This window comes from Glycomyces sp. NPDC048151 (genome assembly GCF_043202775.1).
Lineage (GTDB): Bacteria > Actinomycetota > Actinomycetes > Mycobacteriales > Micromonosporaceae > Glycomyces.
On sequence record NZ_JBIDBB010000002.1, the window covers coordinates 299,334 to 319,511 of the forward strand.

The following is a 20,178-nucleotide window of genomic DNA, read 5'->3' on the forward strand; positions in this document are numbered from 1 at the left end:
TGCAGGCGACTGGCTAGAGGCGCTCGAGCAGGAAGCGCTCGACCTGGTCGATGGCGACGCGCTCCTGCTTCATCGAGTCGCGGTCGCGGATCGTCACGGCCTGGTCCTCGAGGGTGTCGAAGTCCACGGTGATGCAGTAGGGCGTGCCGATCTCGTCGGCGCGGCGGTAGCGGCGGCCGATCGCGCCCGCGTCGTCGAAGTCGACGTTCCAGCGCTTGCGCAGGGTCGCGGCCAGGTCCTTCGCCTTCGGCGACAGGTCCTCGTTGCGGCTCAGCGGGAGCACCGCGGCCTTGACCGGGGCCAGGCGCGGGTCGAAGCGGAGCACGGTGCGCTTGTCGACGCCGCCCTTGGTGTTCGGGGCCTCGTCGACGTCGTACGCCTCGATGAGGAACGCCAGGACCGAGCGGGTGAGGCCCGCGGCGGGCTCGATCACGTACGGGGTCCAGCGCTCGCCCTTGGCCTGGTCGAAGTACGACAGGTCGGCGCCCGAGTGCTTCGAGTGGGTCGACAGGTCGAAGTCGGTGCGGTTGGCGATGCCCTCGAGCTCGCCGAACTCGCTGCCCGCGAAGTTGAACTTGTACTCGATGTCGACGGTGCGCTTCGAGTAGTGGGAGAGCTTGTCCTTCGGGTGCTCGTAGCGCCGCAGGTTCTCTTCCTTCAGGCCGAGGTCGACGTACCAGTCCCAGCGGGTCTGCAGCCAGTACTCGTGCCATTCCTCGTCCGTGCCCGGCTCGACGAAGAACTCCATCTCCATCTGCTCGAACTCGCGGGTGCGGAAGATGAAGTTGCCCGGCGTGATCTCGTTGCGGAAGGACTTGCCGGTCTGCGCGATGCCGAACGGGGGCTTGCGGCGGGACGCGGTCATGACGTTCGTGAAGTTCACGAAGATGCCCTGGGCGGTCTCGGGGCGCAGGTAGTGCGTGTTCTCGGTGTCCTCGGTGGCGCCGAGGAAGGTCTTCATCATGCCGTTGAACATGCGGGGCTCGGTGAACGAGCCGCGCGCGCCGCAGTGCGGACAGGTGAGGTCGGCCAGGCCGTTCTCGGGCTCGCGGCCGTCGTGCTTCTCCTGGTACGCCTCGATGAGGTGGTCGGCGCGGTAGCGCTTGTGGCAGGACTGGCACTCGGTGAGCGGGTCCGTGAACTCCTCGAGGTGGCCGGAGGCGACCCACACCTGCGGGTTGAGGACGACCGCGGAGTCGAGGCCGACCACGTCGTCGCGCTCGCGCACCATCGCGTTCCACCACTCGCGGCGGATGTTCTCCTTCAGCTCCACACCGAGCGGGCCGTAGTCCCAAGCGGAGCGGGTGCCGCCGTAGATCTCCGAGCTGGGGAAGACGAAGCCGCGGCGTTTGGACAGGCTGATGAGCGCTTCGGTGCGGTCTTGGGACACGATGATTTCCTCTCGATCCGGCTGGCGGTCGGTGAGACTGCGGATGGTTTTCTCTCGAACCAGACTGTTCGAGCGGCGGCCCGTTGTCGACTCGGTTTTCACTCCCGATTCGATCCTCGGAGCACACGGCATACGTGGGCCCGCCAGTGGGCAAGCGTACCTCGCAGGGGTGCCGCGACTCGCCTCGCCCCGCTCAGCGAGTCGTCCCGGTCAACTCTCGGCGGACTCCTGCCGCAGGTCCGCCAAGTGCCCCTCGAAACCCTCCCTGGCCTCGGCGGACTCAGGGGCGGTGAGCCAGGTCAGGGCGTCCTCCCCCACCTCGATCGCGCCCTGCTTGTCGCCGAGCTCGGCGAGCAGCCACATCGTCTGGTGCGCGGTCAGGCTCGCCCGCTCCAGCAGCAGCGGGCCCTCCCGGAACACGGCCAGCGCGCGGCGCTGCAGGTCGAGCACCGGTTCGGCCTCGTCACGGTGCAGGCCCTGCTCGCCCGCCTGGCTCTCCAGGAACTGGAAGGTCAGCTGCGCGTGCTGGCGGTAGGTCTCGCCGAGTTCGAAGCGGGCGGCCTCGCGGAGCGTGCCCGAGGCCTCGGGGTCGGCGCGCACGGAGTGGAGGCGGGCGGCGATCTGCGCCATCGTCTGCAGGCCCTCGCCGAACGCGGTGTCGCCCATGATGGTGCGCAGCAGCCAGGCGCGGGCGCGGGAGACGCGGGTCCAGGACGCGAGGTCGCCGACCTGGTCGGCGGCTTCGATCGCGCGCGTGTAGACCTCCAGGGCGTGGTCGTGCTCGCCGAGCTTCTCCAGCAGCTCCCCGGTGAGGAACAGCGTGTCGGCGTACAGGTTGACGAGGTAGTCCTCCTCGGCGGACTCCATGAGCGCGAGGGCCGCGAGCCCGTGTTCGACGCCCTGGCGGGTGTCGCCCTGCCGGTCGTAGGACTCGGCGAGGTTGAAGCGCACGTTGCAGATCCGCCACAGCTCCTGTGGGGGGAGGTCGTCGAGCGCGGCTTCGAGGAGCGGCACGGCCTCGGCGCGGCGGTCGAGCTCGACGAGGGCCACGCCCATGAGGTGGCGGGCGACGGCGGCCGGGACGGTCATCCCGGCGGCGTCGCAGTGGACGGAGGCCTCCAGCGCGTGCTCGTACGTCGCCTGGTGGTCGGCCGCGCGCATCGTGAACTCGGCGGCCTGGAGGTGGAGCTTCGCGGCGACGGTGTGGGACGGCTCGTCGCCGAGCGCGGCCAGGCCTTCGCGGCAGATGGCAAGGGCCGCTTCGAAATCGCCGGTGAGCCCGATCTGGTCGGCGAGGTCGGCGCTGGCGCGGGCGACGGCCCAGCCGGCCTCGGCGGAGCGGGCCAGCTCGATCTGGGCGGTGAGCAGCGCGGTCTTCGCGGCCGGGTCGGGTTCGAGGCGCGCGCGGAGGTCGATGAGGTCGCAGCGGCGGATGAGCGCGTACCGCCGGTCGGGGAACGCGGCGAGTTCGGCTTCGAGGGCGCGGGCGCGCTCGTCGAGGTCGGCCGGGCGCGGCTCCGGGATCGCGGTGGAGGCGAGGTACTCGGCGCGCATGGCGAGGACCTGGCTGGTGTGGAAGCTGCGGTCGTCGATGCGCTGCTCGGCGCGGAGGGCGTGCGCGGTCCGGGCGATGCGCTCGGCCCCGTCCTGGACCGCGGCGGGCTCGGTCTCGGAGCGGTGGATGAGGAGGAACGACTCGGCGACCAGGGCGCGGCCCGGCTGGCCCGCGACGCCGAACAGCTCGATGGCGCGGGCGAGGCCGTCGGCGACCGCGTCGGGGTCGTCGGCCTGCGCGGACTCGGCGTGGGCGATCTCGGCCCGGTGCTCGGCGATGAGCTCGATGCCGAGCGCGTCGGCGAGCGCGCCAACACGGAGCCAGGCCTTCCACGTGTCCGGGGAGCAGTCGTCGTACGCGGCGTAGGCGGCGTCGATCGCGGCGTCGAGGTCGGGGCCCTGGACCTGCTCGGGCGCGGGAGGCGCTACGGCCGCTTTGGGTTTGGGCTCCTTGAGGCCCAGGTGCACGGGCTTCTCGTAAGGGGTGGAGTCGGTGACGCACGCGGACATCGTGGAGTGGTGGTCGTTGCCGTTGCGGGCGTCGAAGCGGGCGCAGATCGCGGCCCGCTCGGCCTCGGCCCAGTCGTGCAGTGCCGTCGCGGTCCACTCGGTGCCGGTCGGTCCGGGCATCGCGGTGTCGGCGAAGCCGAGCGCGATGAGGCGGCGGCAGGTGAGGACGGTGACCTCGAGGAGGCGCTGGCGGTCGCGCACGCCGAGGTCGAGGTCGTAGAAGCGGGCGTGGTCGGAGAGGATCTCGACGGCGCGGTGCTCGTTGCCGGTGAGGGCGCAGAACTCGACGTGCAGGGCCACCATGGGCACCATGTCCTCCTTGCCCTTGCACATCTGGTATCCGCGCAGGTGGTTGGCGCGGGCCTCGTCGATGCGGCCGAGCTCGACCAGGGGCAGGAGGGACAGCGCGAGCCCGTAGTGCGGTTCGTGGGCGCAGGTCTGCTCGCCGGAGAGGACCGGTTCGAGCATCTCCATGGCGGCGTCGGCCGAGTCCTCCTCGGCGTAGAACACGATGGTGGCCAGGCCGGTGTACTGACAGGCGGTGCAGTCGGACATCTCGTCCTCCTCGGCCTCGCCGAGTGCCTCGATCGCGGCGGCGACGCGCTCGTAGTCGCCGACGTGGTAGGCCAGCTGCATCTCGTAGGCCGCCGGGGCGTGCATCGAGTACCCGGCCTCGGCGTAGCGGCGGCGCATCTCCTGGAGCCAGTGCTCGATGGACTCGAGCGGCACGTCGGGCTGCTCGATCATCTTGTCGACGATCCACTTGAACGTCCAGTACAGGGAGCGCGTCAGGTAGGCGTCGAAGTGCGCGGGCTGGGAGTCGAAGTTGCGCAGGAGCCTCGCGAAGGGGACGAGGATGCGGGTGGAGTCGCGGGAGAACTCGTAGGCGTCGACCAGGCCGTTGAGGGCGTAGTTCTGGAGCTCGGGGTCGCCGACGGCGTCGGCGGCCTCGACCGCCCGCTCGAGGGCCGCGACCTTCGCCTCGCTGGCCTCTTCGAAGCGGGCCTCGTTGAGCAGTCGCCAGATCTCGTCGGGGTCGGGAGTGGCCATACCAGTCCTTAACTGTCCTATGTGAGGAGTGCGCCGGGTGATGGGGAGCGGCTCAGTCCTGGGTGATGTGCTCCAGCAGGTTCATGAAGGAGCGGTTGAGGAGCGCGGTGTCGGCGCTGCGCAGCGGCCGGTGGCTCATCAGCAGCGCCTGCCCGTACAGGGACTCGACCGCCGTCCCCGCCAGCTGGGGGTCGCCGATCCCGCTGATGCGGCGGACGGTGGGGTTGCGGTGGTTGAGGACGAGCTGCGCGCGCGGCGCGTGCTGCTTGATGGAGGCGAGGATGCCGCCCCACAGGTCGTCCGCCTGCGCTTCCGCTTCGGCCCGTTGGCGTTCGCGGCGCGACTCGCGGTCGTCCAGGAGCAGCGCGGGCACCGAGACGGGGTTGAACTCGCGCACGACGACGTCCACGTCGACGGCGTCGAGCCGGGCCCGCGCGGCGTTCAGGAACGACTGGAGCGCCAGTTCCGTCGCGGTGTCGACCGGGTCGAGGCTCGCCGAGATCACGCCGGGCTGCAGGTTCTCGACCTTGACCTGCGGGTCGAGGCGCGGCAGCGCCTGCACGAGCTCGGTGTCGTAGGTGTAGCCGCCGTTGACGACGCCGATGCCCTGGGCGGCGGCGATCGGGGCGACCTGCCGGTACTCGTCCACGCTGGCGGCCAGGTAGACCGGCTGGTAGGCGCGGGCGAAGTCGGGCAGGTTGGTGTGCCCGGCGGTGGTCTCGAACCGCAGCCACGGCAGCATCGCCGCGAGCAGTTCGGCGTCGTGGCGGGCGAGGGCCTTGACGCCGAGCTCGTGCACGGCGAGGAAGGCTTCGAGGCGGTCGGGGTCCTCGGCGGCGAGGCGGGAGATCCACTCGCGGATCTGCGCGCCAATCGCGTCCCGGGCGACCGCGAGCGCCTCGTCGTCGTAGAGGGATTCGCGGGAGGCGGTGGGGCGCAGGGAATCGGTGTCGATCACGCAGCGCACGAAGAACGCCCACTCGGGGACCAGGTTGTCAGCGGTGTCGGTCAGGAGCATCCGCTTGAGGTGCACGCGGTGCGCCGGGCGGGTCGAGGGCGAGGTCGCGTGCGGGAGGACGAACGCGACGCCTTTGAGGCCCGAGAGCGGGACGTCGAGGTCGATCACGTCGAGCGGCGGGAAGCCGAGCACCTGCTCGCAGTAGGCGTTCAGCGCGAGGCGGCGGGCTGTGGGGGTCGGGTGTTCCCGTTCCCACAGCGGCGGCGTGTCCGAGATGTCGACCGGGGTGCCGCCGTCGGAGACGGTGATGCGCACCGGCAGCAGCGAGCCGTACTCGCGGGCGAGGTCGACGACCCGCTTGGGCTGCAGCCAGTCCTCGCCGCGGCGGGCTTCGAGCTCCACGGTGGTGCCGGGTTCGAGGTGCTCGCCCAGCGGGACCTCGGTGACGGTGTACGAGCCGTCGTCGCGGGCGGTCCAGCGGACCACGGGGGCCAGCGGGTCCTTCGCCGAACGCGAGGTCACCGTGATGACGGAGGCGACGGTGAAGCAGGCGAGCAGGCCGATGCCGAACTGCCCCAGGAAGTCCCTGCGCGCGCCCTCGATCTCCTCGTCGCGTTTGGAGGAGCCGCCGATCGTCGCGAGCAGCTTGTGGACCTCCTCGAGCGTCAGGCCCACACCGGGATCGGTGATCCGCAGGCGCCTGCCGTCCGAGACGATGACGACCTGCTGGTCCTCGGGCCGGAAGGCCGGGTCGGCCTGGGCGCGGGCGGTGACGGCGTCCACGGCGTTCTGGAGCAGCTCGCGCACGTAGACCTTCGGCGAGGAGTACAGGTGGTGGGACAAGAGGTCCACCAGGCCGCGCAGATCCACTTGGAAGGTATGGGAAGTGGGCGTCGTCTCAGCCACAGCGCGTCCTGCTTCACTCGGAGGTCGTTCGGCGTCAGTCAGACTAGCAAACCGCCGCATCACGGGAACGCGTGAAATGGACTCCCAGGGCGAACAGGGACGCGGAAGTCCTGAGCCCCTTCGCACAAGCACGAATCCCCGTGAACCGGCGCGGACCACCCGATTGGGCCCCATCGGATTGGGCGCGGCACGGTAAGGTGGCCGCTACTGAAGCCCCGAATAATGAGGATCGCGCCCCCATGACCATGCCGCCCCCGCCGCCGGACCGGATGCACCTGCAGTACCAGCCCGCCCCTCCCCCGCAGCCCGCTCCGCAGACGGGACCCGGCGGCGCGTACGGCCCGGCGCAGTACTCGCCCGACCAGCCGCTCCCGGGGCAGCTGCCGCCCGCGGGGTTGTCGATGGGCAAGCCGGGCACGGTCACCGGCATCCAGGTCATCCTGTACATCTTCCTGGCCGTCAGCACGATCGGGAACGTCTTCTCGATCTTCAGCATGGTCGAGTTCTTCAACCCGTTCAGCCTCATCGGCCTCGCGTTCGCGGTGTACTCGGCGATCCAGTCGCTCGCCAGCGGCGTGCAGATCGCGCGGGGCAAGCGGTGGGCGTGGATCTGGTCGCTCGTCAGCGCGATCCTCGGCCTGGTCCTGTCGGCGGTCGCGATCGTCTTCGGCATCATCTACATCGAGCTCGCGTACTGGTCGCTCATCATCGGCGTCGTGCTCGCGGGCCTGTACGGGACGCTGCTGGGCCTGCTGTGCTCGAAGTCCGCTCGGCAGTGGATCCTCATGCACCGCATCCAGAGAGGCGAGGTGCAGGTGCCCGGGACGGCGATGGGCGGCATGGCCCCGATGGGCGGCATGGCCGCCCCGCAGGGCCCGGCCGAACGGCCCGCGACGCGGCCCGGCGCGGCCACGTTCCTGGTGGTCCTGCTCTGGCTCGCCGTCGCCCTCAGCATCTGGGGCATCGTCAACCTCCTCCGGATCGCCCAGTCGTTCGCCGCGAACTTCGACTCCTACTCGGTCTTCGACGGGTTCTTCCTCGCCGGCAGCATCCCGCCCGTGATCGAACTCGGCGTCCAGATGGTCACGCTGATCGGCGCCCTCATCTGCGCGCCGCTCATCATGAAGGGCAAGGCGGGCGGCCGGATCTTCGGCGTCATCTGGTCGATCGTGTGCGTGCTGGGCACCGGCTTCCTGCTCGCCTTCGTATTCGTCGACTACGCCAACGGCTACTACGACTTCCCGCCCCTGCCGGGCCAGATGAACCCGGCGGTCCCCGCGTTCGGCTGGGGCATCGGCGATTTCGTCCTGGCGCTCACGATCTTCGTGCTCCTGCTCGTCCCCGGTGTGCGGGAGTGGACCCCCGCAAAGCCCGCCACGGCGCTGATCATGATGGTGCCCATGGGAGGCCAGCAGGCCCCGCAGCAGCCCGGCCCGTACGGGCAGCAGCCCGGATACCCGCCGCAGCAGCAACAGCCCCCGTATCCGCCGCAGTACTGAACGTCCGAGGCGCGCGATGACCTACACGATTCCGGCGAACACCGCCGTGGCCGCGCCCGGCGCGGTGCAGCTCGACCCCGACATGGCCATGCCCCGCACCGTCACCGCGACGCAGGTGGTGCTGTGGGTCTTCGCGGTCGTCGCCACGATCGCCGACGTCGTCTCTGCCGTCAACATGGCCGAGCTCGTGAGCCCGTTCAGCATCGTGAGCCTCGCCTACGTCCTGTACTCCACGGTCCAGACGGTCGTCACCTCGCTGGGCATCAGGCTCGGCAAGCGCTGGGCCTGGGTCTGGGCGCTCGTGAGCGCGGTGCTCGGCCTCGTCGTCGCAGTCGGCTCGACCATGCGAATGGTCGCCGTCGACGTGCCGCTGGCGCCGATCCTCATCGGCGGCGCGCTCGTGGGGCTCTACGGCACGCTCATCATCCTGCTCGGGTCGAAGTCGGTCCGCATGTGGATCATGGTGCAGCGCCTCAAGCGGAACAAGGTCCAGACGCAGGGCGCCCCCGGTCCCGGCCTGGTTCCGGTCGCCGTGCGGGTGCTGCCGACGCAGGCGCCCGGTCCCGTGGCGCAGATCCCCGGCCCGGTCGTCCCGGCACCGGAGTTCAACGCCCCCATGGAACCTGCGGCCGCTCCGATGGCGCCCGCTCCCGCGCCGATGACGCCGCGGCAGCGGCCCGCCGCGCCTCGCCCCTGGCGTCCCGCCCCGCAGCCGTGGTCGCCGATGGCGCGGACGATGGTCTTCTACCAGCCGCCGTGCAGCTGCCCCGTGACGCACATCGGACCGCACCGATGCGCGGTTCCTGCGCCGCAGACGCAAGCCTCATCGCAGACCGTTCGGCTGCCGCAGCAGCGCTCGGGCCGGTCCTAGGCCGAGGCGTCCCGCCAGCCGCAGACGCTCGTCGAGAGGGTCTCGCTGGTCTGCTCGATGGGGATGAGCAGTTCGACGGCGGTGCCGTCCTGGAACTCGACCGTGACGTTCCCGGTGGCCGGGTCCATGGGCCCGATCTCGGCGCCTTCGGCGTCCCAGGCGTCCCACTCGGGGATGTACTCGTTCGCGGGGCGGTCGCGGAGGGTGTCGCAGAGCATCGCGTACGCGGTGTCCCAGTCGTCGACGGCGACCGCGCCGATGAAGTCCGAGGCGGTGTCCTCGACCTTGTCGGTGATCGAGTTCGTGAACACGACCATCGCGACGACGATGGCGACGACGACGCCGATGACCGCGAAGGCGGCGGCGGGGATGCCGAGTCCGAGTTTCAGGCCGAAGAACCGCGAGTGCCCGGTCGGCGGGGCCGCGAACGGGACCGGCACGCCGGTGGGCGGCGGCGGGGAGGACGGGACCGGCGGGGGCTCGACCTCTTTCGTGGTGGGCGGCAGCGCGAGCGTCTCGTCCGTCTCGACGGCGAACGCGACGGGCGCGACCGGTTCGGCCGACACCGGGTCGGGCACGGAAGGCTCGGGTTCCATCGGGATCGGGGGCCTGCCCGGCTCCGGGGCGATCTGCGCCGGGGCGGCGGGTTCGGCGACCGCCTCGACGGTGGTGTGCGGCTCGGCTCGGACCGGCTCCTGCGGCTGCGACGCTTCGGGTTCGGGGGCCGGTGCTGCGGTCGATGTCGGCAGCGGCGGGGTCGGCTCCAAGGGGACGGGTTCGACCGGGACCGCCATCGGTACGGGCGCAGCCGAGACGTCGGCGGCGGCTGGCGTGGCCTCCGGAGCGGCTTGGTCCTGTTGGGGCGCTTCGGGGTTGGGCCGGTCGGTCATCGGGCGGCCTCCCGGCGGGCCTGGTCGGGGTCGACCGTGCGGTCCGATCCGGAGCGCTGCGGCTCGCCGCCGGGCGCGCACTCGGCGAGCACTTCGAAGCCGGAGGCCTCAGGCAGGGCGCGCGAGAGCAGCGGGGTGGACATCTTCACCTGGAAGTTGGAGAGCGCCCGGCGGTAGGAGCCGACGTCGTTCCATTCGGTCCAGAGCATCCAGGTCGCGTCCTCGCCGTCGGTGAACGAGTCGAGCGCGCGGGCGAGGCCGCCGCGTTCGTAGCCAGCGCACGAGGCCAACGCCGCAAGGGCGTCCTCGGCGTCGCGAGCGAAGGCGTCCGTCTCGCCTTCCGTTACGGCGAAACGATATACAACCAGCACGGCGCCACCCTACTGTGCGTCGATGGAGCGCGAGCAGTCGGCGCACAGGCCGTGGAGTTCGAGCGTGTGCCCGACCTCGGTGAAGCCGTGGTCGGCCGCGACCTTGTTCGCCCAGCGCTCGACCGTGGGGCCTGCGACCTCGACGGTCTTGCCGCACGAGCGGCACACCAGGTGGTGGTGGTGCTCTTCGGCCGAGCAGAGGCGGTAGAGGTGGTCGCCGCCGGGCAGGCGCATGACGTCGACGATGTCGGCCTCGGCGAAGGCCTGGAGGGTCCGGTAGACGGTGGTGAGGCCGATCTTGGACCCGGCGTCGCGGAGGATCGCGTGGAGGTCCTGGGCGGAGCGGAAGGCGTCGTCGTGCTCGAGCAGTTCGAGGATCGCGGTCCGCTGCTTGGTGGAGCGGGCCATGTTCTCGGCCGGAGGCTTGGTGGCCACTAGCGTTCCTCTCGGGCGTGGTGGACGGCGTCGGTGACGATGTGCGCGATGTGGTCGTCGATGAGCGAGTAGGAGATCTCACGGCCCGACCTGGTGCCGCGCACGATACCCGCTCCCCTGAGCACCCGCAAATGCTGGGAGACGAGCGGCTGGGTCACGCCCAGGGTCTCGACGATCTGGTGCACGTACTTCGGCCCTTCGGCCAGTTCCATGACGATGGCGATGCGCAGCGGCGCGGCGAGCGCGCGAAGCAGCTCCCCCGCCGCTTCGTAGTCGGCTGGGGTCGCTTCGGTTGGCTCGGTCTCGGTCCGCACCCCGCAAAAATATCGCGTCCCGGGCGCGTTCGCTGGCTCAGGTGCCGCGGGTCCCGCTCCGGTCATGCCTTCGCGGCGGGGAGTTCGACCTCCAGCGGCTCGCCTTCGGGCGGGAGGTGGCCGCGCCGGACCCGGCGGACGCGGTGCACGATCGCGGACAGGACGGCGGTGACGATGAAGAGCGCGACCCCGAGGAGCACGATCGTGGAGCCGGGCGGGACGTCCTTCACGGCCGAGGCGACGACGCCGGTCCCGGCGATGAGGAATCCGGCGCCCATGGCGGCGAACATGGTGGCCTTGAAGGACCGGGTGAACTGCTGGACGGTGACGACCGGGATGACGAGGAGGGCGCTCACCAGGAGCAGCCCGACCGCGCGCATCGAGACGGAGACGGTGACGGCGGTGGTGACGAGCAGCAGCAGGTTGAGCGCGCCGACCGGGAGGCCGGAGACGCGCGCGTACTGCTCGTCGGCGCAGATCGCGGTGAGCCAGGGCCGGAGCACGAGCATGAGGACCGCGACGACGGCGCCGCCGATGGCGATCGTCCACACCTCGTTCCATCCGGCGGTCAGGAGCGAGCCGAACAGGTACTGCTGGAGGTTCGCGACGCCCTTGTCGGAGGCGATGCCGGTGAGGTAGACGCCGCCCGCGATGCCGCCGTAGAACATGATGGAGAGCGCGACGTCGCCGGAGGTCTTGGAGTGGCTTCGCAGGAGCTCCATGACGACCGAGGCCGCGACGGTGACGGCGAGGGTGGTCCACATGGGCGAGGCGCCGGTGAGGAAGCCGATGGCGACGCCGGTGAGCGCGATGTGGCCGAGGCCGTCCCCGATGAGCGCGAGGCGCTTCTGGACGAGGAACACGCCGACGGCGGGCGCGCAGAGGCCGACGACGAGCGCGCTGATGAGGGCGCGCTGCATGAACTCGTACTGGAAGTAGTCCAGGAACGACAGGTCGAGGTTCATTTGCCGCCCCAGATCGCTTCGTCGGTGGAGTCGCCGTTGGCGTGCGGGTGGGCGTGCTCGTGGTGGGGGTCGGCGTGCTCGCCGACCGGGCGCGGCGGTGCGCCGTCGTGCACGACCTTGCCGTCGGCGAGGACCACGGCGCGGTCGAGCCGGTCGGTGAGCGGGCCGAGCTCGTGGGTGACGAGGAGGACCGCGCATCCGGCGTCGATCCGGTCGGCGACCACCTTCGCGAGGGCGGCCTGGGTCTCGGCGTCGACGCCTACGGTGGGCTCGTCCATGATGAGCAGTTCGGGGTCGGTGGTGAGCGCGCGGGCGATGAGGACGCGCTGCTGCTGGCCGCCCGAGAGGGTGTCGACGGAGCAGTGGGCGTGGTCGGCGAGGCCGACTTCGGCGAGGCTGCGGGTGACGGCTTCGCGGTCGGTCTTCTTGGGCGGCATGCCGAGGAGCCGGTGGGCGAGGCGGCCCTGCGAGACGACCTCGGCCGCCGTGGAGGGGACGCCGGAGGCCGCGCCCGTGCGCTGCGGGACGTAGCCGATGCGCTTCCAGTTGCGGAAGCGCTTCTGCGGCGTGCCGAACAGCTCGATCGCGCCGCCCGCGAGCGGGACGAGCCCGGCGACGGCCTTGATGAGCGTGGACTTCCCGGAGCCGTTGGCGCCCATGAGGGCGACGGCCTCTCCGGGTTCGACGGCGAGGTCGACGCCGCGCACGACGGCGCGACCGCCGTAGGAGACGGTCGCGCCGCTGACGTTGAGGACGGGCATCTGGCTAATGCTGCCTTATGCCGCGCCCAGGGCCGTCTGCAACGTGGCCAGGTTCTCGCGCATCACACTGAAGTAGTCCGCTCCGGCGTCCTCCTGCTCGGCGGTGAGGCCTTCGAGCGGGTTGAGGACGGCGGTCTGCGCGCCGGTCTCGGCCGCGAGCGTGTCGGCGATGTCGGGCGACACGAGGGTCTCGAAGAAGATCGTGGTGATGCCGTTGGCCTCGACGTACTCGGCGACCTCGGCCATGTGCTGGGAGTCGGGCTCCTGGTCCGGGCTCAGGCCGGAGATGGCGATCTGGGTGAGGCCGTAGCGGTCGGCGAGGTAGCCGAAGGCGGCGTGGGAGGTGACGATCGCGTCCGAGGTGCGGCTCGCGAGGGCGTCGGTGAACTCGGCGTCGAGCGAGGTGAGGTCGGCGTTGAAGGCTTCGGCGTTGGCGGTGTAGTCGGCCTTGTTGGCGTCGTCGACGCCCGCGAGGCCCTCGCCGATGGCGGTGCCGATCTGGCCGTAGCGGATCGGGTCGAGCCAGACGTGCAGGTCGACGCCTTCGAGCTCCTCGTGCTCGTGGCCCTCTTCCTCGGCGTGCTCGTCCTCGGTGGCGGTGGCCTCCTCGGAGTGCTCCTCTTCGGCGTGCTCGTCCTCGGCGTGCGCCTCTTCCTCGATGGCCTGCGTGTAGTCGTACTCGCTGGTCTCGACGGCGGTGAGCACGTCGAGGGACTTGTCGGCGGCGTACTGCTCGACGGCCGAGTCGAGCTCGGGGATGAAGCCCTTGAGGTAGACGACGTAGTCGGCCTCCTCGATCGCGGCGATGTCGGAGGGCGAGAGCTCCAGGTCGTGGGGTTCCTGCCCGGCGGGGGTGAGGTTGGTGACGGCGACGTGGTCGCCGCCGACCTGCTCGGTGGCGAACGTGAGCGGGTAGAACGCGGTGAGGACGTTGATCTCGCCGTCGGCGGCGGGGTCGTCGGAACCGGATCCGCAGGCGGCGAGGGCGGCGGCCGCGGCGAGTCCGATGGCGGGCACGAGGATGAGTCGGGAACGGCGCATGAGAGAACCTTGCCCAGTCATGACAATCATTGTCAACATCTAATATGTGCGGCCCGGAAGGGAGCAACGCTCGCGAGCAGCGTAAACGCTTCAGGCCTCACCCGAAAGGCGACACGCGCGGATGACGGGCATCACTGGTACTCGTTCTCCGGGGTCGGGATCGGGGTGATCGACTCGACCGCGATGTACGGCACGAGCTCGCCGTTGATCTCGTCGCGCCCCTGGCGGTCGGTGTAGGTGCCGACGACCTCGACCCACTGGTCAGGCTCCAGGTCCGCCGGGAGGTCGCCGTCGAAGCCGATCTTCACGGGCCGGGCGTCGGCCGCGCAGCAGGAGACGACCATGCGCGCCAGCTGCGGCTCGTCCCCTTCGTAGAGGATGAAGCCGCGCAGCTGGATGTTGTGGCCCTCCAGGGTCTGGCCTTCGTCGAAGATCGCCCGCGCCGCGTAGTCGAGCAGGGTGAGCGGCACGGGGTCGACGTCGTCGGGCAGCTCGGGGTAGCTCGAGCGGTCCTCCTCGGCGCCGACCACGGTGCCGGTGCGCTCGGCCTCGTAGGAGCCGAGCGCGTCGGGGGCGACGAGCAGCATCCCGACCACGGGCGCGAGGAGCAGCCACGCCACTTTCGGCTCGCCGTGGCCGTGGCCGTCGTCGGCCTCTCTCCTCGCGAGCCAGGCGTTCACGCCGGTGATCGCGGCGACCAGGACGAGGATGATCCCGGCCGGGACGATCAGCCAGAACGCGTACGGCTTCACGTAGTTGAGGTAGTCGCCCGTCCAGGCCAGGCGCAGCATCCCGCCGCCGACCAGGAGCAGGATGACCGCCTGCGCGTCGCGTCTCACAGCAGCACAGCTCCCATCACCACGGCCGCGAGCACGGCCGCCACGAACGCCGTCGGCGCGAAGCGCAGCGCGAACCGGCGGCCGAACGTCCCGGCCTGCATCGCTGCGAGCTTCACGTCGATGAACGGGCCCACGACCATGAACGCGAGCTTCGCGGTGGGCGAGAACTGGGTCAGCGAGGCCGCGACGAACGCGTCCGACTCCGAGCAGATCGACACGAGCACCGCCAGGACCGCCAGCGCGAGCACCCCGAGCACCGGGTTGTCGGCGATCGGCTGGAGCCAGGTCTCGGGCACGAGCGTGTTCAGGCTCGCGGCGATCGCGGCGCCGATGACGAGGTAGCCGCCCGCGTGGAGGAAGTCGTGGCGGATCGAGGACCAGAACGCGGCCCATTTGCCGTCGTCGTGGTGGTGGTGCTTGGGCAGGTTGAGCCATTCGGTCTTGCCGAGCTTCGCCCAGAGCCAGCCGATCGTGATCGCGGCGGCGAGGGACGCGGCGACGCGGGCGACGACCATCTGCGGGTTGCCGGGGAAGGCCACGATCGTCGAGACGACCACGATCGGGTTGATCGCGGGCGAGGCGAGCATGAAGGTGAACGCGGCGGCGGGCGCGACCCCGCGTCGCACGAGGGCCCCGGCGACGGGCACGGACGCGCACTCGCAGGCGGGCAGCGCGGCCCCGGCGATCCCGGCGACGGGGACGGCGAGGGCGGTGCGCTTGGGGACGACCTTGTGGAAGAACCCGGCGGGCACGAAGGCGCTGATCGCGGCGGAGAGGACCACGCCGAGGACGAGGAACGGGAACGCCTGCACGCATACCGCCACGAACCGGGCGGACCAGGCCTGGGCGGCGGGGGCGGCGAAGATCTCGGTGAGGCCGGGCCTGGCGGTGAGGCCGAAGATGAGCAGGAGCGCGAGGGCCTCGACGGAGGTGAGTCCGCGGCGTCGCGCGGGTACGGGCGTGGCCGAGGTCTCGGCTGGGGGCTCGGTCTTCGCGAGTTCGGCGCTCACGCAGTCATTGTGCGGCATGGCCGCAGGTGAACGAACGCCCGCCTCTCCGTACCCACCAGTACGCGAGTGTTCTGCTTTATTACTCTTGTGCGGTGCGCGTTCCCACCCTAGGTACCGATCCCAGCCGCATCCCGGCCGCCTGCCGGTGGCTGCTGGCCAACCCTCGGTTCCAGATGGTGTCGATGGTGGTGATCCTCGTCAACGCGGCCGCGCTGGGGGCGATGACGTTCCCGCACTCGGAGGCGATGGCGGTGTTCCTGCACCGGGTCGACTACTTCTGCCTGGGGTTCTTCACGTTCGAGGTGATCGCCGGGCTCGTGTCGTTCGGGCGGCGGCCGCTGAAGTTCTTCAAGGACGGCTGGAACGTCTTCGACTTCGTCATCGTCGTCGCGTCGTTCATGCCTGGCCTGCGCGAGAACGTGACGATCCTGCGGATGCTGCGGCTGGCGCGGATCGTGCGGATCTTCCGGTCGCTGCCGTCGCTGCGGATCATCCTGGTCGCGGCCGGGAAGGCCCTGCCGAAGTCGGCGGGCGTGTTCGCGCTGACGGGCGTCGTCATGTACCTGTGGGCGATGGTCGGGTGGATCGCGTTCAGCGCGAGCGACCCCGAGCACTTCGGGACCGTGGGGAAGGCGCTGCTGAACCTGTTCCAGCTGGTGGCGTTCGACGACATGGGGAACGTCATGCGCAACAGCATGGAACACAACATGTGGACGCTGCCGTACTACCTGGTGTTCATCCTGTTCGGCGCGTTCGTGCTGGTGAACCTGCTGCTCGGCGTGGTGCTCGCGTCGATGGAGGAGGCGCAGCGCCTCGACGACATCGACGAGCAGATCTCGGCGGACACCGCGATCATCCTCGACCGGATCGACAAGCTGCAGAACACGGTCGACAAGATGCAGGCCGAGCAGGAGCGCGGGCGGGGCTTCACGCCGTTCAAGTGAGCCCCGGCTCCGCCGCAGACCTGGACAGGGCTAGCTTCGGCCTCGCGCTATACCTGCACAGGGTTCGGCTCGGCTCCGCCGAAGCGGCGGTCGCGGCTCGCGTAGACCTCGCAGGCGTGCCACAGGTGGCGGCGGTCGAAGTCGGGCCAGAGGACGTCGAGGTACACCATCTCGGCGTACGCGGACTGCCACGGCAGGAAGTTCGAGGTGCGCTGCTCGCCGGAGGGGCGCAGGAACAGGTCGACGTCGGGCAGGTCCGGGTTGTACAGGTACTTCGCGAAGGTCTTCTCGGTGACGCGGTCAGGGTTGAGCTTTCCGGCCTTCACGTCGCGGGCGAGCGCGGCGGCGGCGTCGGCGATCTCGGCGCGGCCGCCGTAGTTCACGCAGAACTGGAGCGTGATCTTGTCGTTCCGCTTCGACATCTCCTCGGCCACTTCGAGTTCGGAGATGACGCTCTTCCACAGCTTCGGCTTGCGGCCGGCCCAGCGGATGCGCACGCCCATGGCGTGCAGCTCGTCGCGGCGGCGGTGGATGACGTCGCGGTTGAAGCCCATGAGCCAGCGGACCTCGTCGGGGCTGCGCCGCCAGTTCTCGGTCGAGAACGCGTAGGCCGAGAGGGTCGAGATGCCCATCTCGATGGCGCCCTCGATGGTGTCGAAGAGCGAGGCCTCGCCCATGGTGTGGCCCTCGGTGCGCTTGAGGCCGCGCTCCTTGGCCCAGCGGCCGTTGCCGTCCATCACGAGCGCCACGTGCTTGGGGACCAGCTCGCGCGGCAGCGCGGGCGGGACCGCACCGGACGGGTGCGGCTTCGGCGGCTCGTAGGTGCGGCTCACATGACCTCCAAGGCGGGGCGGGACTCAGGCGGGCCTCGATCCTAATCCGGCCGAAGACGCCCCGCCTCCCCACCGCCCGTCGCAGCGTTGCTCCGCCACCGGTCCCACCCCTCTGTCGGACCCTCCGGGCACCATGGAAAACGGGGGCGACCACGAACCCGTGCACTGCTCGCATTCTTCGCGATGGCGCATCCGTGTGCCCTCTGTTACGTTCAGCGCGTGGAACCTCTCAACGTCGAGCACGCCGGCCGCACGCTCCGCGGCGTCCTCCACCTCCCCCACCCGAACCCTTCCCCGGCGCCCGCGGTCGTCCTCTGCCACGGTTTCGGCTCCAACCGCTTCGAGTTCGGCAACATCTTCATGCCCCTCGCCCGCCGCCTCGCCGAGCAGGGCCTGGCCGCGTACCGCTTCGACTTCGCGGCCTGCGGCGAATCCGACGGCGACTTCGCCGACCTCACCGTCTCCGACCAGGTCGCGCAGGTCGCCGCCGTCCTGGAGACCCTCGCCTCCCACCGCGCGCTCGACCCCGACCGCCTGTCGCTCATGGGCATGAGCCTCGGCGGCCTCACCGCCTCACTCGCCGCCGCGAAGCACCCCGTCCGCACGCTCGCCCTCTGGGCCCCCGCCGCGCTCGCCGTCGACGCGAACGAGCCCGCCGAGGACGCCTACTGGGACGAGATCGCCGAACAGGGCTACTACGACTTGTGGGGGAAGCCGGTGACCCTGCGGTTCACCGAGGACGGCTTCGGCATCGACCCGTGGGGCGACGCCGCCGCGCACGCCGGGCCGGTCTTCCTCGCGGGCGGCACCGAAGACGAGATCCTCCCCGAAGACGTCCTCGAAAAGTACCGCGAGATCTACGGCGACCGGCTCGAACTGCACTCCTTCGAAGGGCTCGACCACACCTTCGAGACCGTGCCCGCGCGCGAGAAACTCGTCGACCTCACGGTCGAGTTCCTGCGGCGCACCATGTAAGGCCTGGTGCGGCACGTACTTCAGGGTCTTCAGGGGCCGCTCGGAGTGCCACTGGAAGTGCGCGGCGATGAGCCCGGCCGCCTCGGAGCGCTGCCGCGCGTCCGCGCCCCTGGCGCTCGCCCAGTCGCCTTTCTCCAAGGCGCGCATGAGTTCCAGCGAGGCGGGCTTGGGGACGGTCGCGCCGCCGGGCCGGCAGTCGCCGCACACCGCGCCGCCCGCCGCGACGGCGAACGCCCGGTGCTCGCCGTCCCTGCCGCAGCTCGCGCACTCGTTCAGCGACGGCGCCCAGCCCGCGGACTTCATGCCGCGCAGCAGGTACGAGTCCATGACGAGCACCGCCGGGATGTCGGTCTCGGCGAGGGCCCGGAACGCGCCGAGCGTCAGCTGGAAGACGTCGAGGTCGGGCTGGTGGTCCTCGGGGACGAGCCGTTCGGCGGCCTCGGCGATGACGCACGCGGCGGTGTACGCGGGCCAGTCGGAGGCGATCGCGCCGCCGGAGAGGTGCAGGCCGACGGCCTGGGTGACGGTGTGCAGCTCCGCGCGGCCCTCGATGAGCTGGAGGTCGACGTGGCTGAAGGGCGCGAGGCGCGCCCCGAACTTGGAGGAGGTGCGGCGCAGGCCCTTGGCCATGGCCCGGTAGCGGCCCCGCTGGCGTCCGAGCAGGGACACGATCGCGTCGGCCTCGCCGAGTTTGAAGGTGCGCAGAACGACCGCGTCGTCGCGGAACAGCTTCCTGGTGCTCACCCCCACGCGGCAAGCCTATCCGGCGGGTCCGACAGCGCCCATCACGACGACGCAAATGCGGTTGAGCCGCGACAGCGAGGTGGCTAGGCTCTCGTGCCGTGAAGATCATCAGCGTGAACGTGGGCAAGCCGCGGGAGAACCCGTGGAAGGGCCTCGCGGCCACCTATATCGACAAGCAGCCGGTCGAGGGCCCCGTGCGCGTGACCTCGCCGGGCCCGAAGGGCGACGGCTCGGTCGGCCTCGCGGGCGACAAGGTCGGCGACGTGCAGCACCACGGCGGCACGAACCAGGCCGTGTACGTCTACGGCACGGAGGACTACGCGCACTTCAACGCGCTCACCGGCCGCGATTTCGGGGCCGGGGCGTTCGGGGAGAACCTGACGACGACCGGGTACGACGTGAACGCGGCGCTCATCGGCGAGCGGTGGGCCGGGCCCGGCGGCCTGGTGCTCCAGGTGACCGGCGCGCGCATCCCGTGCGGCACGTTCCGGGGCTGGATCGCCGAGCGCGGCTGGCTCAAGACGTTCACCCGCGAGGCCCGTCCGGGCCCGTACATGCGGGTGGTCGAACCGGGCTTCGTGGAGGCGGGCGCGGAGCTCGAAGTGGTCCACCGGCCCGACCACGGCGTCACCGCCGCGATGTTCTTCCGGGCCGCGATGGGCGAGAAGGACCTGGTCCCGGTGGTCTTGGAGGCGCCCGAGCTCGCGGAGTCCGAGCGGAAATGGCTGCGGGGCATCTTCGACTGACAGCGTGCTGCCCCGGCCGGATCGGCCGGGGCAGCGCTGTCGTTACGCGGTGACGGGCTGCGGCTTGCGGAAGTAGGCGTTCGCGCCGGAGCTGAACATGAGGCCCGTGGCGAGCAGGACGGCGGTGATGTGGAGGAGCCTGACGACGAAGAAGGCGACGGCGGCGTCGCCGTTCCCGCCGACGGCCGCGATCAGGCTCTCGCCGTCGGCCAGCTGCATCGCGGAGGGCACGACCATCGCGGCCAAGCCGACCACGGACAGCAGCACGGCGAGGCCGACGCGGGCCCAGCGGCGCCCGCGCGCGAAGAAGCCCACGAGCACGAACGCGCCGACGTAGACGACCGAGCGGACGCCGATGTTCATCCAGACTCCGGCGTCGATCCCAGACTCCCGCGCGATCTCGCTGACGGCGAGGACGGTCTCGACGATCCCGGCCACGATCGCGGTGGCCCACAAGAGGACGGCGTTCTTGACGGTTTCGGGTGTATCCATGCCCGGAACGCTATTGGGAAACAGGACTCCGAACCATCCTGCGAGCGCCCCCGACCGGGGTAAGGACGGCCCTACCCCGT

At 70.7% G+C, this 20,178-nt stretch carries 19 protein-coding genes and 1 pseudogene; 5 read left to right on the forward strand and 15 right to left on the reverse strand.

Annotated elements, in window-relative coordinates; genetic code table 11:
- Positions 1–13 precede the first annotated feature (13 nt).
- From ACGGCP_RS04810 to ACGGCP_RS04820, 3 genes are all read right to left on the reverse strand, one after another.
- Complete coding sequence (locus tag ACGGCP_RS04810) at positions 14–1,390, reverse strand: glycine--tRNA ligase (protein ID WP_392961111.1); 1,377 nt, start codon at positions 1,388–1,390, stop codon at positions 14–16.
- 210 nt (positions 1,391–1,600) lie between these two features.
- Entirely contained in the window at positions 1,601–4,504 is a 2,904-nt protein-coding gene (locus ACGGCP_RS04815; protein ID WP_392961114.1) for a hypothetical protein, read from the reverse strand.
- A gap of 52 nt (positions 4,505–4,556) precedes the next feature.
- Entirely contained in the window at positions 4,557–6,368 is a 1,812-nt protein-coding gene (locus ACGGCP_RS04820; RefSeq protein ID WP_392961117.1) for an HSP90 family protein, read from the reverse strand.
- A 239-nt stretch (positions 6,369–6,607) separates the two neighbouring features.
- Between ACGGCP_RS04820 and ACGGCP_RS04825 the strand changes: the two genes are divergently transcribed.
- On the forward strand, positions 6,608–7,867 hold the full coding sequence (locus ACGGCP_RS04825) for a hypothetical protein (RefSeq protein ID WP_392961120.1): 1,260 nt from the start codon (positions 6,608–6,610) through the stop codon (positions 7,865–7,867).
- Between the two features lie 16 nt (positions 7,868–7,883).
- Positions 7,884–8,738, forward strand: a complete 855-nt coding sequence (locus ACGGCP_RS04830; RefSeq protein WP_392961122.1) for a hypothetical protein — start codon at positions 7,884–7,886, stop codon at positions 8,736–8,738.
- Here the strand turns inward: ACGGCP_RS04830 and ACGGCP_RS04835 are convergent.
- The 9 genes from ACGGCP_RS04835 to ACGGCP_RS04875 form a co-directional block, all read right to left on the reverse strand.
- Entirely contained in the window at positions 8,735–9,628 is an 894-nt protein-coding gene (locus tag ACGGCP_RS04835) for a hypothetical protein (protein ID WP_392961125.1), read from the reverse strand. The genes ACGGCP_RS04830 and ACGGCP_RS04835 overlap by 4 nt on opposite strands.
- Positions 9,625–9,999 carry an antibiotic biosynthesis monooxygenase gene (locus ACGGCP_RS04840; RefSeq protein ID WP_392961127.1) on the reverse strand — a complete coding sequence of 125 codons (375 nt, stop codon included), beginning with the start codon at positions 9,997–9,999 and terminating at the stop codon, positions 9,625–9,627. Before ACGGCP_RS04840 ends, ACGGCP_RS04835 begins: the two co-directional genes overlap by 4 nt.
- Before the next feature lie 9 nt (positions 10,000–10,008).
- Positions 10,009–10,407 (reverse strand): Fur family transcriptional regulator, encoded by a 399-nt coding sequence (locus ACGGCP_RS04845; RefSeq protein WP_392962030.1) that lies wholly within the window; start codon positions 10,405–10,407, stop codon positions 10,009–10,011.
- A gap of 26 nt (positions 10,408–10,433) precedes the next feature.
- The gene (locus ACGGCP_RS04850; protein ID WP_392961130.1) at positions 10,434–10,748 is read right to left on the reverse strand and encodes an ArsR/SmtB family transcription factor; all 315 of its coding nucleotides are present in this window, start codon (positions 10,746–10,748) and stop codon (positions 10,434–10,436) included.
- Between the two features lie 62 nt (positions 10,749–10,810).
- Entirely contained in the window at positions 10,811–11,692 is an 882-nt protein-coding gene (locus tag ACGGCP_RS04855) for a metal ABC transporter permease (RefSeq protein ID WP_392962033.1), read from the reverse strand.
- Between the two features lie 17 nt (positions 11,693–11,709).
- Entirely contained in the window at positions 11,710–12,474 is a 765-nt protein-coding gene (locus ACGGCP_RS04860; RefSeq protein ID WP_392961132.1) for a metal ABC transporter ATP-binding protein, read from the reverse strand.
- Positions 12,475–12,489: 15 nt separating this feature from the next.
- On the reverse strand, positions 12,490–13,515 hold the full coding sequence (locus ACGGCP_RS04865; RefSeq protein WP_392961135.1) for a metal ABC transporter solute-binding protein, Zn/Mn family: 1,026 nt from the start codon (positions 13,513–13,515) through the stop codon (positions 12,490–12,492).
- 131 nt (positions 13,516–13,646) lie between these two features.
- Positions 13,647–14,354: a TIGR03943 family putative permease subunit gene (locus ACGGCP_RS04870; RefSeq protein ID WP_392961137.1), complete on the reverse strand. Its 708-nt coding sequence runs from the start codon at positions 14,352–14,354 to the stop codon at positions 13,647–13,649.
- Positions 14,351–15,382, reverse strand: a complete 1,032-nt coding sequence (locus tag ACGGCP_RS04875; RefSeq protein WP_392961140.1) for a permease — start codon at positions 15,380–15,382, stop codon at positions 14,351–14,353. The genes ACGGCP_RS04870 and ACGGCP_RS04875 overlap by 4 nt, the downstream gene beginning before the upstream one ends.
- A gap of 74 nt (positions 15,383–15,456) precedes the next feature.
- On the opposite strand from ACGGCP_RS04875, the gene ACGGCP_RS04880 reads away from it, so the two are divergent.
- Positions 15,457–16,308, forward strand: coding sequence for an ion transporter (locus ACGGCP_RS04880; RefSeq protein ID WP_392961143.1), 852 nt, complete (start codon positions 15,457–15,459; stop codon positions 16,306–16,308).
- Between the two features lie 47 nt (positions 16,309–16,355).
- On the opposite strand, the gene ACGGCP_RS04885 is transcribed toward ACGGCP_RS04880, so the two are convergent.
- Complete coding sequence (locus ACGGCP_RS04885) at positions 16,356–17,141, reverse strand: isoprenyl transferase (protein ID WP_392961145.1); 786 nt, start codon at positions 17,139–17,141, stop codon at positions 16,356–16,358.
- 219 nt (positions 17,142–17,360) lie between these two features.
- On the opposite strand from ACGGCP_RS04885, the gene ACGGCP_RS04890 reads away from it, so the two are divergent.
- Positions 17,361–18,116: an alpha/beta hydrolase family protein gene (locus ACGGCP_RS04890; RefSeq protein WP_392961147.1), complete on the forward strand. Its 756-nt coding sequence runs from the start codon at positions 17,361–17,363 to the stop codon at positions 18,114–18,116.
- 81 nt (positions 18,117–18,197) lie between these two features.
- Here ACGGCP_RS04890 and recO read toward each other — a convergent pair.
- A pseudogene (gene recO / locus ACGGCP_RS04895) lies at positions 18,198–18,866 on the reverse strand (DNA repair protein RecO); the annotation flags it as partial.
- 92 nt (positions 18,867–18,958) lie between these two features.
- On the opposite strand from recO, the gene ACGGCP_RS04900 reads away from it, so the two are divergent.
- Entirely contained in the window at positions 18,959–19,606 is a 648-nt protein-coding gene (locus ACGGCP_RS04900; RefSeq protein ID WP_392961150.1) for an MOSC domain-containing protein, read from the forward strand.
- A 42-nt stretch (positions 19,607–19,648) separates the two neighbouring features.
- On the opposite strand, the gene ACGGCP_RS04905 is transcribed toward ACGGCP_RS04900, so the two are convergent.
- Positions 19,649–20,098 carry a hypothetical protein gene (locus tag ACGGCP_RS04905; protein WP_392961153.1) on the reverse strand — a complete coding sequence of 150 codons (450 nt, stop codon included), beginning with the start codon at positions 20,096–20,098 and terminating at the stop codon, positions 19,649–19,651.
- Positions 20,099–20,178 lie beyond the last annotated feature (80 nt).

Bases quoted from the DNA above. Each gene is read 5' to 3' on its own strand.
- ACGGCP_RS04905 (WP_392961153.1), bottom strand. From the start codon at position 20,098: ATGGATACACCCGAAACCGTCAAGAACGCCGTCCTCTTGTGGGCCACC.
- ACGGCP_RS04815 (WP_392961114.1), bottom strand. From the start codon at position 4,504: ATGGCCACTCCCGACCCCGACGAGATCTGGCGACTGCTCAACGAGGCC.
- ACGGCP_RS04825 (WP_392961120.1), top strand. From the start codon at position 6,608: ATGACCATGCCGCCCCCGCCGCCGGACCGGATGCACCTGCAGTACCAG.
- ACGGCP_RS04865 (WP_392961135.1), bottom strand. From the start codon at position 13,515: ATGCGCCGTTCCCGACTCATCCTCGTGCCCGCCATCGGACTCGCCGCG.
- ACGGCP_RS04835 (WP_392961125.1), bottom strand. From the start codon at position 9,628: ATGACCGACCGGCCCAACCCCGAAGCGCCCCAACAGGACCAAGCCGCT.
- ACGGCP_RS04860 (WP_392961132.1), bottom strand. From the start codon at position 12,474: ATGCCCGTCCTCAACGTCAGCGGCGCGACCGTCTCCTACGGCGGTCGC.
- ACGGCP_RS04845 (WP_392962030.1), bottom strand. From the start codon at position 10,407: ATGGCCCGCTCCACCAAGCAGCGGACCGCGATCCTCGAACTGCTCGAG.
- ACGGCP_RS04830 (WP_392961122.1), top strand. From the start codon at position 7,884: ATGACCTACACGATTCCGGCGAACACCGCCGTGGCCGCGCCCGGCGCG.
- ACGGCP_RS04875 (WP_392961140.1), bottom strand. From the start codon at position 15,382: ATGCCGCACAATGACTGCGTGAGCGCCGAACTCGCGAAGACCGAGCCC.